At 40.1% G+C, this 16,929-nt stretch carries 15 protein-coding genes; 8 read left to right on the forward strand and 7 right to left on the reverse strand.

What is annotated here, in order from left to right; translation table 11 throughout:
* The first annotated feature begins 80 nt into the window (after window positions 1-80).
* From BCU94_RS13010 to BCU94_RS13025, 4 genes are all read left to right on the forward strand, one after another.
* Window positions 81-3,242, forward strand: a complete 3,162-nt coding sequence (locus BCU94_RS13010; RefSeq protein WP_198590885.1) for a DUF748 domain-containing protein — start codon at window positions 81-83, stop codon at window positions 3,240-3,242.
* A 199-nt stretch (window positions 3,243-3,441) separates the two neighbouring features.
* The gene (locus BCU94_RS13015) at window positions 3,442-3,798 is read left to right on the forward strand and encodes a glutathione S-transferase N-terminal domain-containing protein (protein ID WP_102436824.1); all 357 of its coding nucleotides are present in this window, start codon (window positions 3,442-3,444) and stop codon (window positions 3,796-3,798) included.
* A gap of 152 nt (window positions 3,799-3,950) precedes the next feature.
* A complete protein-coding gene (locus BCU94_RS13020) occupies window positions 3,951-4,406 on the forward strand; it encodes a hypothetical protein (protein WP_102436822.1) in 456 nt (151 codons plus the stop codon).
* A 205-nt stretch (window positions 4,407-4,611) separates the two neighbouring features.
* Window positions 4,612-4,830 carry a DUF2986 domain-containing protein gene (locus BCU94_RS13025; protein WP_102436820.1) on the forward strand — a complete coding sequence of 73 codons (219 nt, stop codon included), beginning with the start codon at window positions 4,612-4,614 and terminating at the stop codon, window positions 4,828-4,830.
* 149 nt (window positions 4,831-4,979) lie between these two features.
* On the opposite strand, the gene BCU94_RS13030 is transcribed toward BCU94_RS13025, so the two are convergent.
* Together BCU94_RS13030 and BCU94_RS13035 are read right to left on the reverse strand one after the other, a co-directional pair.
* Window positions 4,980-6,488, reverse strand: coding sequence for an MATE family efflux transporter (locus BCU94_RS13030; RefSeq protein WP_102436818.1), 1,509 nt, complete (start codon window positions 6,486-6,488; stop codon window positions 4,980-4,982).
* Window positions 6,485-7,345 carry an ion transporter gene (locus tag BCU94_RS13035; protein ID WP_102436816.1) on the reverse strand — a complete coding sequence of 287 codons (861 nt, stop codon included), beginning with the start codon at window positions 7,343-7,345 and terminating at the stop codon, window positions 6,485-6,487. Before BCU94_RS13035 ends, BCU94_RS13030 begins: the two co-directional genes overlap by 4 nt.
* A gap of 172 nt (window positions 7,346-7,517) precedes the next feature.
* Between BCU94_RS13035 and BCU94_RS13040 the strand changes: the two genes are divergently transcribed.
* Together BCU94_RS13040 and BCU94_RS13045 are read left to right on the forward strand one after the other, a co-directional pair.
* A complete protein-coding gene (locus tag BCU94_RS13040; protein ID WP_102436814.1) occupies window positions 7,518-8,024 on the forward strand; it encodes a L,D-transpeptidase family protein in 507 nt (168 codons plus the stop codon).
* An 84-nt stretch (window positions 8,025-8,108) separates the two neighbouring features.
* Window positions 8,109-8,669, forward strand: coding sequence for a VOC family protein (locus BCU94_RS13045; RefSeq protein ID WP_102476610.1), 561 nt, complete (start codon window positions 8,109-8,111; stop codon window positions 8,667-8,669).
* 82 nt (window positions 8,670-8,751) lie between these two features.
* Here BCU94_RS13045 and BCU94_RS13050 read toward each other — a convergent pair whose 3' ends face one another.
* From BCU94_RS13050 to BCU94_RS13065, 4 genes are all read right to left on the reverse strand, one after another.
* Window positions 8,752-9,615, reverse strand: coding sequence for a M23 family metallopeptidase (locus BCU94_RS13050; RefSeq protein WP_102436811.1), 864 nt, complete (start codon window positions 9,613-9,615; stop codon window positions 8,752-8,754).
* Window positions 9,616-9,665: 50 nt separating this feature from the next.
* Window positions 9,666-10,535, reverse strand: coding sequence for a 6-carboxytetrahydropterin synthase (locus BCU94_RS13055; RefSeq protein ID WP_102436809.1), 870 nt, complete (start codon window positions 10,533-10,535; stop codon window positions 9,666-9,668).
* 174 nt (window positions 10,536-10,709) lie between these two features.
* A complete protein-coding gene (locus BCU94_RS13060; protein ID WP_102436807.1) occupies window positions 10,710-11,405 on the reverse strand; it encodes a response regulator in 696 nt (231 codons plus the stop codon).
* A gap of 41 nt (window positions 11,406-11,446) precedes the next feature.
* On the reverse strand, window positions 11,447-12,964 hold the full coding sequence (locus tag BCU94_RS13065) for an ATP-binding protein (RefSeq protein WP_102476611.1): 1,518 nt from the start codon (window positions 12,962-12,964) through the stop codon (window positions 11,447-11,449).
* A gap of 167 nt (window positions 12,965-13,131) precedes the next feature.
* Between BCU94_RS13065 and BCU94_RS13070 the strand changes: the two genes are divergently transcribed.
* Both BCU94_RS13070 and BCU94_RS13075 read left to right on the forward strand, forming a co-directional pair.
* Complete coding sequence (locus BCU94_RS13070; RefSeq protein WP_102436803.1) at window positions 13,132-13,401, forward strand: hypothetical protein; 270 nt, start codon at window positions 13,132-13,134, stop codon at window positions 13,399-13,401.
* Between the two features lie 13 nt (window positions 13,402-13,414).
* Window positions 13,415-13,768: a hypothetical protein gene (locus BCU94_RS13075; RefSeq protein ID WP_102476612.1), complete on the forward strand. Its 354-nt coding sequence runs from the start codon at window positions 13,415-13,417 to the stop codon at window positions 13,766-13,768.
* Between the two features lie 74 nt (window positions 13,769-13,842).
* On the opposite strand, the gene BCU94_RS13080 is transcribed toward BCU94_RS13075, so the two are convergent.
* The gene (locus BCU94_RS13080) at window positions 13,843-16,302 is read right to left on the reverse strand and encodes an EAL domain-containing protein (protein WP_102476613.1); all 2,460 of its coding nucleotides are present in this window, start codon (window positions 16,300-16,302) and stop codon (window positions 13,843-13,845) included.
* Window positions 16,303-16,929: the final 627 nt, after the last annotated feature.

The following is a 16,929-nucleotide window of genomic DNA, read 5'->3' on the forward strand; positions in this document are numbered from 1 at the left end:
CCGACGAGTAACTGAACCTTAATTTGGTTAAAATGTCTAAATTCAACTATAGCCATTATTCAGCAATAGGCTCGATGTTTATGAAGTCATCTTTAAAAGCGTTAACATTAGCATTCAAACAGCGCCCTCGTTACCAAAAAATCGTCATTTACACTGCGATGTTGTATCTGATTTTTGTCATGATATTAGGATTATTAATCCCTTTTATCGCAACAAAACAACTGCCTAAAAGCCTATCAGCTTTACTCGGTAGAGATGTCAGCATTGAAGCCATCAAGATTAACCCTTTCAGCTTTGAATTGAGTGTCGATAACATCAATATCGCAGAAGATGACACAGCTAACACCTTCATGCACATTAACCATATTGCCACCGATATTATGGTGTGGAAGTCTCTTTTTAACTTAGATGTATCACTAGACTACCTGACTATTGATGGTACTGATGTCGCCTTAGCAAGATTTGCGTCAAGCGCTAACGGTTCTAATAGTGCTTACCAATATAATTTTTCAGATATTGTCACCACCTTAGCCAACAATTCGATTGATGAAGAAGTTAAACCAGAGCCCAATGACAGTGACCCTATCTCCTTCAACATCAACAATTTCACTTTTGCCAATGCAAATATTAAGATTACCGATGCCATTACCGATTCAGCTTTAAGCTATAACGAGATATCAATATTACTAAAGCAATTTAGCACCACGGCGCTATTAGATAGCAGCACTAACGCCAATCAATTTTCATTGAAGCTTGATGATAATCAAACCGGTAAAATTACCCTCAATGGCCAAGTGCAACTTAGCCCACTGATAGTTAATGGCCAATTGGATGTCAATTCACTGTCAGTAACGCCTTATTGGCGTTTGGTCGATAGCTTATTTGAGGCTAGCCTGACATCAGCTGATATCAAGCTCAATAGCACCTTTTTAATCACGCAAAAAAGCCCTGACACCCCAATAGAAGTTTCACTAACAAACACTGATTTTGCCCTAAAAAATTTAACCGCCAAAGATGCTAACAGAAACGTAGCCAGTATTGGTTTACTTGCTCTTAATGGGATAACCGTATCAACGGCCAAGCGCAGCATTGATATCAATGAGCTGCAAACAAACAATGCTGACTTCTGGCTTACTGCAGCGCCAGAGAATATCAATTTCGTGAATTTATTCTCACCAAAACTTGAACAGCTTGAGCACATTTTAGGCACCTCAGAGCCTGCAGCTAATTCAACGATTAATGCACCTAAAAACGCTAACACTGACGTCATTGAGCCAAACTCAAATACTGAAAGTGAACCACAATGGCTAGTCACGTTAAATAAACTGAACCTAAGTGACTATAAAATTGAAGTCACTGAAAGTGTTGCCACTGAGCTTGAAAATTATTGGCTGTTTAGTGGCTTATCACTGTCAACAGAGCAATTTAAATCTGATCTATCATTACCCCTAAGCTACCAGATGGGCGTTGATATCAATAATCAAAGCCGCATTGATTCTAGCGGCCAATTTGATGCTAAAAATATCAATTTAGAAGCCGAACTTGATTATCAAAATGCCAGCTTAGCTAAGTTACAGCCCTATATATCGCCATTTATGAACATCACCCTTGAATCCGGTTTTTTCAGTACCAAAGGTCATATCAGTGCCGATACTAAGGATAAATTAATCTATCAAGGCCAAGCTTCAATCATTGATTTAAAGATAAAAGATAATTTGCTTAAACAGCCACTGCTAAACTGGCAAGCGATGACTGTTAGTGAGCTTAAGTTTGATCAACACGCTAAATCCCTGTCCATTGATGAAATCTTGTTTGATACCCTATTTAGCCGTTTGATCATTGCTGAAGATAGAAGCACTAACATTGCCGATTTAGTCGTTAGCCAAGTTCAGCCCGCTGATAGTACGATCGTCACCGAAGCAGCACCTGCAACAGCACCTGCAGAGGCCGCATTATCTTCAAACAATGAGGCAAAAGCGCAAATCAACGCCCAAGTCGCCACCTCAGATACCACTGAAGCAGCATTTAACTTATCGATTAATAGAGTTGCTTTTAAAGATAGCTCCGCCTTCTTTGCCGATAATTCATTAACACCAAACTTTGCCTCAGGAATTGAGCAACTTAATGGTGAGATCACCCAATTATCTTCCAATCCAGACACTAGAGCTTCAGTTGATTTAGCCGGTAAAATCGATAAATATGCCCCTGTGACGTTAAAAGGCGATGTAAACCCGCTATTAGCTAACCCATACCTTGATTTAAACTTAGCCTTTAATAAGGTGGAGCTCACTTCAGTTAACCCCTATTCTGGTACTTACGCGGGCTATTACATCGACAAGGGCCAATTGTCGCTAGCGCTTAATTATCAGCTGGAAAATAATCAATTAGTGGGCAGTAATCACTTGGTTATTGATCAATTACAACTGGGTAAACCCACAGATAGCTCCCTCGCCACTTCTTTGCCTATCACCTTAGCCATTGCCCTATTACAAGACCGACATGGTGTGATAGACCTCGGGGTTGATGTTGATGGTGATTTAGACTCGCCAAGTTTCAGCATTGGCGGCATTGTGATGACCGCTATCACTAACGTCATTACCAAAGCCATCACAGCGCCGTTTTCACTGTTGGCAGGTTTAGTTGGCGGTGATGATGACGAGATGGATAAAATTGCATTTGATTATGGTCAATTTGATATTACTGATAAGCAGCAAAGCACATTAACATCACTGGCAAAGGCCCTTAACGATAGACCGCTACTGAAGCTTAATGTTAGAGGTGACGTTGATTTAGTTAACGACCAACAAGCCTTGCAAGTACAGCAGTTACATCAAAAGCTGGCGCAATTAGCACAAATACCCGCAGAGGAATTACCGGCGGATTTATCTGCTAGCCAATACCCTCAGCAAGGGCCATTAACTGACGCATTAATAGCTTTATATCAATCAGATTTACAACTAGATCCGCAGTTAATTAAACAAGCCATTAGTGAAGAGCACCCACAAATTGACAGTGTCGAGCTTCAAACCCGCTGGCACATCGCTTTATATAACTTTACTCTTAATCAGCAAGATATCTCAGAAGACGAACTCGGCGAATTAGCTCAGCAACGTGCTAACGCGGTTAAAACCTTTTTGGTAGAGCAGGCTCAAATCGACCCAAGTCGAGTGTTTATTTTAGAAAGCAGAGTCAATACCGACAAAAATGCGGCCTTAGCGACCTTAAGTCTGGATGCTAACTAAGTAAAATTCGATTCAAAACAGAGCGTCACTAACATTTTAGAACAGCACTGTAATAGATACAGTGCTGTTCTCTGTGATAAACATCACGTAAACTGTGGCAAAATGGATTGCGGTAAAAATGGATTATCGCAAAAGCTGTTTAATCCATTACATAAAATAACAATATCAATTATTAAAACTGAATATTTAAGGAAGCAGTATGTTTGTCATTCGTTGGATCCTTGGCCGTATCATCTTATTACTTAACTTTGTTTTCCCTCCTAAAAAGCGTCAGCGACCTATCATTGAACAAGCTAAAATTGATGAACAAACAAAATCGTTAGCCCTTTATCAATATGCCGCTTGTCCTTTTTGCGTTAAGGTGCGCCGTTCAATTCGCCGCCAAGGCCTTAATATTGCTACAGTTGATGCCAAACAAGACGTTCATAAACAGCAACTGGTTAATGAAGGTGGTCACTTAAAAGTGCCATGTTTAAAAATACAACAAGATGGTCAAACTCAGTGGATGTATGAGTCTAAGGACATTATTGCTTATTTATCGAAACAATACGCTTAAGCGCTTTTATTGAGATAACTGCTGGCTTGAATTGATTTAAGCCAGTACATTTGTTTTACGCCCTTGATAACAAGCAGCCTCAAGCCCCCAATCATCCATCGCCAATATCTGACAGCTATTTTTTACAGATAAAATCCAAAAGGATTAATTTAGTGTTCAAGTTTTTATTTACGCTTACCAGTACATTACTCCTCAGTGCATGTGCAACCCAAGCACCCGATCCCGAATTATTCGCAGGTAAATATAGAGATACCTTTAGCTCATCAATAAAAGGGGAAGGCATCAAACTATTTACTTATAAAGCTAAGGTCGCTAATGCAACAGACCGCGGTATAGAAGATCCACTGCCACATCAGCAGCGTGTTGATCGCCGTAAGCAAGATGCCCGCAGTTATGCAAGAGAACAGGAGCGTCGAGCCGACTTTTTGGCGCTATGGAGTGCTCAGGTGGATTTAGGTCTAGAGAAAACCCTCGATATGAATGGCTACTGTAAAGAAGGCTATATTGTACTTCATCGCAATGTCAGTGAAGGCAGAGGTGAGATTCGAGGCGAATGCAATGATGGTGCAACTGCAGCCGACATTCAGAAATTTAGCCGTAAGTATTAACCTTTGGTGCCTAAATGTTAATTCCATTAACATTCAAACTGGCTAATTAGCACAAGATCAATAAATAACGCAGTTATACTGTATACCCATAGTAGATTGCGCTAAACTTAGCGCTATTCAAGACATTTAGCTTAGCGCACCACTAGCTAATTTTATTTTCCAAATCGTGCCCTGCTGGCACTTTTTAAAAGAGTTACCAAGTATCATGAACAGAAAACAGCTAATGATAAAAAAGACCGCCAAGCGGGCTAAAGCCAAAAAAAATAAAATTACGCCGGATAATCCGCAAAAAAATCCAAAGGTTGGCTATATTTCAAAAGCTGAGCGAGCGCGAATTGCTTTAGAAGAAGAGCAACAATTGTTAGCAGCAGACAACAACTCTGCAGCTGAAGTGCTTGAAGCCAAGGAAAATACCCAAGCTTAATCGCCACAAAGGTTTTTATAAAAAGACCTTTATAAAAAGATTATTAAAAAAGCCCTCAACATACTATGTTGAGGGCTTTTTACATCTTGTTGCCCATTGAGTTTTGCAAGGCAGCATTCAGACAGCGACTTGAGTCAATCTGTGATGCACTAGCTTTTCGGCGTTCGCGGGTTATCTAAATCCCCATCACGGACAATCTCTTCACACAATGGCTCTTCGTTTAATTGCGCTAACTGAATATATGATGACGACTGCGGTGAGCTGGTCGGGCTCATTTCTAATTCAATCTCATCATCAATGGTCTGTGGCTTAATTAGCTGCTGAGGCCCTTGTGAAGCCGCTTGAAGCTTATCAACCAAACGATAACCCAACCACACTCCGCCAACACCAAATAAAATAGACCCAATCGCTTGACCAATTAATACGCCGTATACGCCGCCCATTTGCGCGCCAAAATAAACAAAAGGAATGGTGCCTAAGGTCGCTTTACCTACATTAAAAAAAGTTGAGTATTTGGGTTTACCAAGATTATTAAATGCGGCATTAGCGACAAATAACACCCCTGAAAACACGAAAAATATTGCAATGTATTTACAGAAAAACAAAATAATATCTGCCGCGTCACCTTTCATATCAAAGGCTGACACAATCACATTTCTGGATAAAAACAGCAATAACGACACCACTAACACGTAAACAAAACAAAATTGAATCGCCTTCGTTAAGCTTTCTTTTACTCGTTCAAATTCTTGCGCGCCATAGTTTTGCCCGATAATAGGCCCTACTGCGCCGCTTAAAGCAAAAATCATCCCAAAGCTTACGGGGATTAACCTACCAAGCACCGCCCAACCAGCAACATAACTGTCACCAAAATCAGCAACCGCTTTAGTGACCACCGCGTTACCAATTGGTGTCGCCACATTGGTAATCATCGCAGGCAGAGCAATGGAATAAACAATGCTAATATCTTCAACAAAATGCTGACGGTTAAACTGACCTAACATCTTATGCTTCACAATGACCCCTCTGGCAGAGACCACAAATACCGCAATTCGGGCAATAACTGAGGCAATTGCTGCGCCTTCAATGCCCATCCCTAAGGCAAAAATGAATATCGGATCTAGTACCAGATTTACACCGCCACCCGCTAAGGTAGACAACATGGACAATTTCGCATCGCCAATGGCTCTTAAAGCGCCACCTAACGCCATAGCTAAACAAATAAAAGGTAAAGAAGGCACCAAAATTTGCAGATAACTTTGCGCCAACACCGCAGTTTTCCCCGTTGCGCCAATGAGAGCCAGTAACTCGGGAATAAATATAAACACCACAATCGCAACAAAAATACTGGTTAGCAGAGAGATCAACGCGCTGTTAAGCAACATTCTTTTAGCTAGCACCATATTTTTAGCGCCAACAGCACGGGAGACAAGCGCCCCAAGCGCAATGGATAAACCAATCCCAATTGAAGTCGTAAAAAAAGAAATCGCCCCGGCATAACCCACGGCGGCAGCTAATTCCAACTCACCGAGCAAACTGAGGAAAAAGATATCTAATAAATCCACCACAAACAGCGCAGAAATTCCCACTGCGGCGGTGGAGCTCATAACCAATATATGACGAAATATTGGCCCTTGAACAAATTTAGCTTCGGTCATGACTCCCCTTCAAGGTTGCTGATTTCTAACTCACTGCCACAGTGATGGCAAAACAATGCATGTAATTGATGACCACGAGCGCCGCAGTTACTGCATTTTCTTAAATCTTTATTCAGTTCTCTTTCTGCGCCCATTTCATGGGAAATTTCAGCAGTTAATATTCCCGTTGGTATCGCAATAATAGAATAACCTATCAACATGGTCAGCGATGCAATGGCTTGGCCTAAATTGGTTTGCGGAGTGATATCACCATATCCAACCGTGGTTATGGTAACGATAGTCCAATACATGGACTTAGGGATCGAAGTAAACCCGTTACTTGGCCCCTCAACCACATACATCACCACACTCAGCGCCATAATAATCAGACTCACTGAAAAGAAGAAGATGAAGACTTTGCGTCTAGCGTGGATCATCGCCTTAAGTAAAATATTGCCTTCACTTAAATAGCGTAATAACTTTAACACTCTGAAAATTCTGAATAACCGTAATACTCTAAAGGCCAATGAAATATTGGCTCCTGGGATAATCAGCGCTAAAAAGCTTGGCAGAATTGACATTAAATCCACAATGCCATAAAAGCTACGCATATAGGACCAGCGATTAAGTGAGCCGTATATTCTCAGCAAATACTCAAAGGTAAATAACCAAGTAAACCCCCATTCAGCGTAATAAATCGCTTGGCCATACTGAGCATGAACGCTATCTATCGTGTCTAAGACAATCAGCGTTACACTGAGTAAAATACAAATAATCAGTGTTATATCAAAGCCTTTACCCAAAGGGGTATCGGTACCAAATATAATGGTTCGGATTTGCTTTTTATAATGGTTATCGTGTTTATCTTCTAACGTCATGGGTTACTCTACAATCCACTTAAATTTAATACCGCCCTAAGGAAAAAGTAAGGTATTATCACTAACGATATCTGCTCTAATCATTTTTATGCGAAGCATATTTTGAACTGATACTCATGTTAACATTATTAACATAAAACAAATTAGAAAATCCTGCTTTTTTGGAGTCTGCATGCGCTTGGTTAAATCCCTTATTTTTATCGTCATTTTACAGTCTAGTACGGTTCTTGCGTCTGTTGATAAATTAACTCAAGCAAAAGTTGATTTAGTTGTTGTGAACAAGTCAGAAGCTAAAATGTCTATCTACCAGCAAGGCAAGGTATTAAAAACCTATCAAATTGCCATGGGCGATGCCCCACAAGGCCATAAATTTAAAGAAGGCGATCAACGCACTCCCCAAGGCCGCTATGTTTTAGACTATAAAAAGTCAGACAGTGCATTTTATAAATCAATTCATATTTCTTACCCTAATGAAGAAGATAAATTACGTGCCAATGCCCTAGGTGTTAGTCCTGGCGGCATGATTATGATCCACGGTCAAAACCCCAACTCAGAATTACCCCCTGAACAAGCTCAGCAATACAATTGGACTAACGGCTGTATTGCGGTGACTAATAAAGAAATGGATGAGTTGTGGCGAGTCATCGAAGAAGGCACCCCAATCGAAATTTGGCCTTAACCTTCACAGCTTAATAATATTAACAATATTGTGATAGCGGTTGAGTGCGACTAATACTCCAGCCTATACAAACGGATACTACCGATGAATTACCCTTATTTAATAGAAACTTGGCCAGAATTTAGCGCACGCATTGAGGCCTTCATTAGCCAACTTGGTTTAGATAAACTGTCTCTTGAATGTGATCACTGCGCTTTAAGAGTCAATGACGCAGATAAAGCAAAATTACTCACAGAGCAATTCAGTGAGCACGGTGAAGTGATTTCGAATAATATGATTAACGGCCGACCGATATTGATCATTAAACTGACCCAGCCACTGACACTGGCAGATAAAAACGTTACTTGTGTTGAGCTGCCCTACCCATCAGATAAAAGCTATCCCGTTGAAGGCTGGGAACATGTTGAGCTAGTCATGCCTTCTACTGCACAAACCTGCGAGCAATTAGTTACCGAGTTAGTTGAAAAAGTACCGACACTCGCCCCTATCATCGCTGGTGAAACAGCCATTAAAGTTAAGCAAAGCTCGCCTAAAGGGGATAATGAACGCTTAGCCAATCCCACAATTGCCTTTAAAGCCGAGGGCATTTGCGTCAAAGTGCATCCATTAGGGATCGAAGCCATTATTGCGAGCGAGCTAAATTAAAACGGCATAAAAAAGCCGTTATTAACATAACGGCTTTAAGTACCAGCCCTGTTTAAGAAGGGTTATTTGTCGTAATATTGGCTTATTGCTTTTCTGCGGTTTTAGCCTTGTTTTCAGCCGCAAGCACACTCTCCATTGACGGCACAATTGACACGGGATCCAGACGCTTTTGGAACCAGTTCAAACGCCAATCGAGATGCGGTCCAGTCACCCGCCCTGTCGCACCAATTTCAGCTAGTGGTTGGCCTTGAGTGACCACATCACCTTCTTTGGCATATAACTTACTCAGATGTAAAAAAGTCGAGTTAATACCATATCCATGGTCAATGATTAACGTGCCACCTGAATAGAACATATCTGGCACTGATAAGGTAATAACCCCATCAGCCGGAGACACGACAACCGTTCCCGTAGGACGGGCAACATCTACACCATAATGCGGGTTACCCGGCTTACCATTGTAAACTCGCTGACTACCATAAACCCCTGAAATCCTGCCAGTTACCGGCCAGATAAACGCTTGCATAAAGGCATCTTGCTCACTGAACACATTACGTGCGGCGCGAGTTTGCTTTGAGTCCTTTGCAGCTCTAGCTTGCGCCACAGGATCTGGCTGCATGATTTTTTTACTAATGCCGGTTAAGCGATCAATTTTATATTCACGGCTCGCAATTGTCAGTGGTTTAAGTTGTGTTAACCCATCAGGATAAGTCACTTCTAGCAGCTGCTCTGTTTTTGCTTCGCGCTCAAAACCAATAGCAAATTGGCCTTTTGGAGTCACTTTTACCACTTCGCCATTAAGCTTGACTGCGCTACCAGCAGGAACAGTGCCACGCACTAACGCGCCTTGCTCTAACTTGCCTTGTAAATTAATACTGCCATAACTGGCAACAGAAAACAGCGTAACCATAACCAATGAAGATAGTTTTAATCCCTTCAAAAACATATAAATAACCTTAATCCTTGCTAATTCAGCTCACACTCAAAATACTAAGTTTACTTAACGGCGATGGCGCCTTTACCCACACCTTCAAAGGCAATGACTTTGAACACGGAATCTGGAGATTTAGCAGCCATAGTGTCAGCAATAAATTGTGCTAACAACTCAACGGTGGTGTCGTGGGGAATGATGTCACAATTCGCTTTGGGCATTGCCAATTGAAAGTCACCTTGTGGGGCTTGATAATGAAAGCCCAAATGGCTGTCATCAGAGATACGGGTTTGCGGTGATAATGCTAAGGCGTGCACAGAGACAACATCTTCTTCACTGCCCAAGTAAATATCTTGCCAGCGATCGGCCCAGTATTTATCCCATTTAGGCGCAGCAATGCCGTTTTCAAACACAGTTATAGGGCTACGGTGACCGTGAGCAATACGCTGGCAGTTACCGTCATGCTTTCGTAAACCATGGGTGTAGTGGTAATAAGGGCTTTCAAGCACTTCGGTGCGCAAAGTTAAGCTAATGCCTTGAACATTATCAGGCAGTGCCTGACGTAATGCTTTAATTAAAAAGGCATTAACGCTTTCAAAATCGATAACTTCAGTAGGTATAAGCGCAAAGGCTTGTGATGGGCATGCCAGATGAATATCACCTTGCTGACTGGTGAAATCCATCCATACTCTGTCGCCCTGCTGCTGCCAACGAACGTCACTGCATGCGGTAGGTATTAATAGTCGGTGATCTGCTACATCATCAATGGTACTTTTGATGGTCTTTTTGACTTTAGAAAAATCGAGCACCATATTTTGCTCATCTAAACCACCATCAAGCAATACATCAACAATCCAGCTTTCGCCCACCATACCCCGAATTGGACATAAATAAGAAAAGTCGATTACGGTTAAATCTTTTACAAACAGTTGCATTCAAGCTCCTAGACAGAAAAACAGTCCGTCTCAGTTTAAAAGTGTCCCAAATAGCGATGGCTAAGGGGATCCTAAAATTAAAGCTATTCTAAACAAAAGCAGACCAAGGCGCGAGAAACATCAGCAAATATAGTAAAAAACTCATAAGCACAATTAATAGGGGTAAAAGGAAAACTACTCAATTTTATAACCCACACCGTAAATAGAGTGCAGTAAATCAGCTTGTTTATTATTGAGTAATAATTTTGAACGTAAGTTTTTGATATGACTGTCAATGGTGCGAGAGCTCACAACGCGGTCATCGACATAGCAAACTTGCATTAAACTATCACGGGAATGCACCACGCCCGGTCTTTTAAGCATAGTATGCAAAAGCCTAAACTCAACGGGGGTTAAATCGACCTCTACGCTAGCAGCGTGGCATTTAAAACGCTCAAGATTTATCACTAGATGCTTATAGGCTATTTCATCTTCAGCAAGTTGAGCGCTAGGCTCCATTCGTCTAATAATTGCTTTAACCCTTGCTACCACTTCCCTTGCTGAAAAAGGTTTACAGACATAATCATCAGCGCCAATTTCTAAGCCAATTAAACGATCAATCTCTTCAACGCGCGCAGTTAACATCAAAATCGGCACGTTTGAAAATGACCGCACTTCTTTACAGATAGTCAAGCCATCTTTGTGCGGTAACATTAAATCTAAAATGACAAAATCAATAGCGTCATTTTGGATCCTTGCGACAGCATCAAGCCCATCGTGTAAAACCGTAGTGACAAAGCCTTCAAGGGTTAAAAAATCCACAAGCACTTGGGCTATTTTGGGCTCATCCTCTACAATCAATACGCGTTTATTTTGATAATGATTATTCATGATCTATGAATACTCCGTTACTTGTAACAACAGCCAAGTAGCTAGGCCAATGGCAATACAATCTCAATACATAAACCGCCAAGATTAGAACGCCTTGCGGTAATTGTCCCTTTGTGAGCTTCTACAATATTTCGACAAATCGTTAGCCCTAGGCCTGCGCCATTACTACGTCGCACTCGAGAGCTGTCTTGTCGATGCAGTGCCTCAAACAGTAATTCACACTCAGCTGTTGCCACCGAAGGTTTGGTATCATTAATTAATACCAGCACCTTGGTATTTTGCTGAATTAAATCGACATCAATATTACCTGGAGAGTCTGTATAAGCGACTGAATTTAATAAAACATTAGAAATCAGTTGCTGAATTCTCATTTTGTCAGCATTGATTAATACCGGCTCAATATAGTTAAAGCGATAACCTAACCCTTTGGCTGATATCTTATTTCCTAATGAAGCAATGGTGTCTGAAATGCTCTCGGTGAGGTCCATCGGTTGTATATTGTATTTAAGTCCACCGACATCAGATAAAGACAGCTGATACAAATCATCAACTAAATGTTTGATGCGCATGACTTCTTGCTCTAGTGATTCAAGTTGTTGCTGATCAAATTGACGTATTCCCGCTTTAATGGCGTCAATTTCACCACACAAAATACTTAAGGGGGTTCGAAGCTCATGTGATATATCGGCAAACCATCTATTTTTTGCAGTACGGTTTTTATCTAAAATCATCGCTAAATGGTCAATGTCATTCATTAATTGACCTAATTCATCTTGACGTTGCTGAGTAAAACGTTCGTTGTAATTCCCCTTTGAAAGAAAGGAAATACCTTTAACCACCTCTTTCACTGGCACTAATAAGAACCGAGCTAACAGCCATGAAATAATACTTGCCAATAACAAGCAGCCCAAACCTATCCAGAGTGTGGTCCAAAGCTGTTGTTGCGAAAAAATAGCTGCAGATTCACTATTAACCTTAACGATTGGTGAGCTATATAACTTAGCAATAAGCTCTCCTTTATAGGTAACAGGAACATAAGTTGCCTTATTACGGTCATCGATAGCCACGCCGGCAAGTAACTTATTCTCTAAGTTGTAAATTGCTGTAGGAGGTCCAAAGCGCACCTGAGGCTTCACCTCTCTATCCCTTCTTTTGCTGTCGGGTCTTTTATGAGGCGGCGGTTGCCGGTGTTCTGGCTCAAAGCCTTTAGCGGGTTTTCGATGTTCAGATAAGTGTGGCGGTCTTCGATCTGGGTGTGGTATACCTTGCCTATTCGACAATGAATCATTTCGCCCCAAATGCCTTGGAGCCGGCCCTGGTGAATAAAGTCTGAGTAATTGCTTATATTGGTCTAAGCTAATGTTACTCCAATTAAAAGCTGACTGCTGATACAAATCAGCCACTGCAGTTGATAAACGAGCTAAACGTTCTTGTTCTAGGGTATTAATATAATTTAGAAAGCCTTGATCAAAGCTCCACCTTGCTAACGATAACGTCGCAAGTAACACTATGCTAGTTAAGCCCACAAAGGCTAAAAATAATTTCTTTGATATTTTCATAAACTAAGTATATCGACCTACAAGGCTGCAAACTAGCAACAACAATGACTTGGCTGTAATCTCCATGAAATCTGCACAATTACTGCATATTTAATTGCTAACCTAATGATGAATCAAACAAAGGCTTTAATAAAAAGTCATATCGTTATCACTAGGATGGATTAAAAATGAAAAGAATAGCCTCTTTACTTGCCCTTATTCCTTTACTGACATTGATGTCAGCCAATATCATCGCACAAGAAAAAAACCGTCAAATGCGTAAACCACCACAAGAAGCTTATGCAATCTGTGAAAATAAAAACGCTGAAGATCAAGTTAGCTTCACGACGCCAAAAGGCGATGAAATCGAAGCCACCTGTATTTTAATCGATGAAGAACTCGTTGCTGTACCTAATAACCACACACCGCCAGAACATAAACAAAAACGTGGTCAATAAATAGGAGCCTGATATGCAAGTCTTAATGAGCAATAACATCTCGGCACAACAAAGTCAGCTAAACACGCAATCAAGCAGCAAGCCTGAAAGACCACAAGGTCCACCGCCACCTGGAAGCACTCCACCAGGACTAGAAAAAGCAGTATCGACCTTAACTGAAGAACAACAAGCTGATATTTCATCAATGTTAAGTGCATTAACCCCAGAGCAGCATGAGTCTTTGAAATTAGCGTTAGATGAGCTAAAACCTATGGCTGAAACCTTATCAAAAGATGATATGGGAGACGTATTTCTAACAACGTTAACTGAAATAGCAAACACTTCAACCGAAAATGATATCAGCAACACAATAGATATATACGCATAAATCAGTTTAAAAGTGGACTTTTCTATTACAGTAAAGTCCTTAAATAATCGCCTATAAACAAAATTTAAGGACTTTTATTTACTGTTTGTTAAGAGAGGCGTGAGTGTTGATGCTAATTGCGGACGACTAAAATAATAACCTTGTGCTTGATCGCAGCCATTTTCCAATAAAAAAGCCGCTTGCTCTTTAGTTTCTACCCCTTCAGCAATGATGTCGAGATTAAGTGCATGACCTAACACAATAATAGCTTTGGCTATTGCGGTATTATGACTATCAAATGGAATATCGCAGACAAAAGACTGATCGATTTTAAGCACATTAATAGGTAACTTTTTAAGGTAACTTAACGATGAATAACCGGTTCCAAAATCATCAACAGATAATTGAATTCCCATGTCCCCCAAGCGTTTTAAATCACTGATCACTTTTTCAGGTTCATACATCATGCAGCTTTCAGTCATCTCTAACTCAAGACAACTAGCAGGCATTCCAGTTTCTTGCAAAATCATTGCGACATTGTCGATAAAATTACTGCGCTGAAATTGTATACTGGCAACGTTAACCGCAATCCGACCAAAATGATAGCCATTATCAAGCCATTGCTTGCCTTGAAGACAAGCCATTCGAAGTACTACTAAACCAATTTCGTGAATTAAACCGGTTTTTTCAGCAATAGGAATAAACTCAGCTGGTGAAATAAAACCATACTCCCGATGCTCCCATCGGATCAACGCCTCTAGTCCCACCAATTGACCACTACTCAACGATAATTTAGGTTGATAAACTAAATGAAAATGCTGCTCTTGAATGGCTTCGTGTAAAGCATTTTGGATTTTCAAATGCGCTACTGAGTTCATTGTCATAGCTGAATCGTAAAAGGTTACTGTATTACGACCACTTTGTTTTGCTATATGTAATGCTGTATCGGCATTTTGTAATAAGTTTTCGCTATTTACAGAATCATGGGGGAAAACTGAAACGCCCATACTCACGGTAATTCGAATTAAAGAACTATCATCAAATCTAAATGGCTGCTCTATTAGAGACTTAATATGATTTACACGGGATGCCACCATATCGCCCTGAGTAATATCATTTAAAACAAGCACAAACTCGTCACTGCTTAGGCGGCCAACAGTACAATGATCATGACTGATATTAGATAGTCTGCGGCCGACTTCAACTAATAGTTTATCACCCACCTCGTGACCTAAACTGTCGTTAATATGTTTGAAAAAATCAATATCGAACATGATAACAGCAAGTTGAGATTGTTTAGTTGCCGCATGCTCAACTTGAACTTGTAAATTAGACCGTAATAAAATTCGATTAGGTAATTGGGTTAAGTTGTCGTAATAAGCTAAATTCTCGAGCTTTTCTTCGTTAATTTTCTGCTTTGATATATCTGAAAATACAGCTACGAAAAAATTAATAGTATCATCTTGGCCATAAACCGCATTAATGGTAGCTGCTTGGAGGAATATGTTACCGTTTTTTCTTTTATTCCAAATTTCGCCACGCCACTTACCTTTTACTAGCAAGGTATTCCACATTTTGGCAAAAAACTCAGCATCATGTTTGCCGGAATTTAAAATACGTGGATTTTGACCTATAGCCTCTTCACGTTCAAAGCCGGTAATATTGGAAAATGCACTATTAACTTCAGTTATATTGCCATCTCTGTCGGTAACTAATACACCATCAATCGTGTTCTCAACCACACTTTCGGCCAGTAACAATTGTTTTTCATTTTGTCTATGCCGACCAATATTTCGGGTAATACCGATAACGCCTTGGATAGTATTTGTATTATCGATTAATGGCGCTTTAACCGTTTCTAACCAGTGACGGTTATTGTTTGGATCTGTGCCTTCACACTCAGACACTACAATCGGTTTTCTTGCCAAAATCGCACTGTTATCGGTCTCGATAAAAAGCTTTGTTGTTTCAACATCAAATAGATCATGGTCCATTTTACCGACTATTTGACCCGTCTTTTTATTCCAAGCTTTTTCTATACTCTGATTACAAACAATATACTTACCGTCAAGATCCTTTACCCAAATATGTTCACTAAAAGCATCAATGAAATTCTGTAAGTTAATGGATTGATATTGTTGCTGTTGGGAGTGAAGCTTAGATAAAGAGTGTTCCAGGCTATCAACAGTGAGATTAATTAAAGCTAAGTTAAAATCTTTAGATAACAATTTAGAATAAATCGCACAAAAGCAGCCCAGTTGTTTACCGTAATCATCAACAAGAGGTTGCAGATGGATACTATATTGTTTTTGTTTATGGGTTATTGATATGACTTGATTAGTGGCTAATTCCGATAAAGGAATATTATTGATGACTGGAGTGGTAATTTGCTGTAATTCGCGTAAATCTCTATCGATGATTTCTTCATTACATGCCACATAACGCATCATCTGCTGAGCATCTAACAAAAAGGCACACACATCAGTACTCAGTGCTTTTGCCGTTATATCTAAGGTTTTTTGCCAATAAGCTTTGATATTTTGAGTTGTATGCATTGCTAAAAAGAACCTACTTATTGGACTTTACACTTATATATACATTTGATTATATAGCCACACAGAAAGTTAATAAATCAGTAAACCGCGGATCTGCTAGCTAGATCATTTAACTGATAAAAAACCACTTAAATATTTGTATGATTTTATAAGATACTGATATTGGCATGCTGTTTTAAGGGAGGGTTACAGTTGAGGGTGCTGTTCTTTACTTAAAACAGTGCAAACGGTTGAAATAGGCTTTATAAACTGATCGAGATACTGTAACTACTATTGGCTTACGATGATAAAACTTCGTAGAAACATAATTTCAATAATATAGTTCTACTCAGCGGCAGATATTTAATTGAATTCGACAACGAAAAAGTCATATTCTAAAGGCACAGACAACTCAGCTAACATTCTTTTTCTTTATCAATATAAAGCTGAAAATAATTAAATTACAAAACGAAAAAAACCTCTACATTGCTGTAAAAGCTTTCGTCTTTGTGTCAGCGGAGCGGACTTACTCTTATCAAGAGACGAACCCTCGCCCCCGGCGTGACAGGCCGTTGATCTCTAATCAAGCGTCTAAGCAACTGAATTACCGCTGCTTTAGCAAACTACTTTTGCATGTCACTATTATTC

The organism is Shewanella sp. 10N.286.52.C2 (assembly GCF_002874545.1).
In the GTDB taxonomy this organism is placed as follows: domain Bacteria; phylum Pseudomonadota; class Gammaproteobacteria; order Enterobacterales; family Shewanellaceae; genus Shewanella.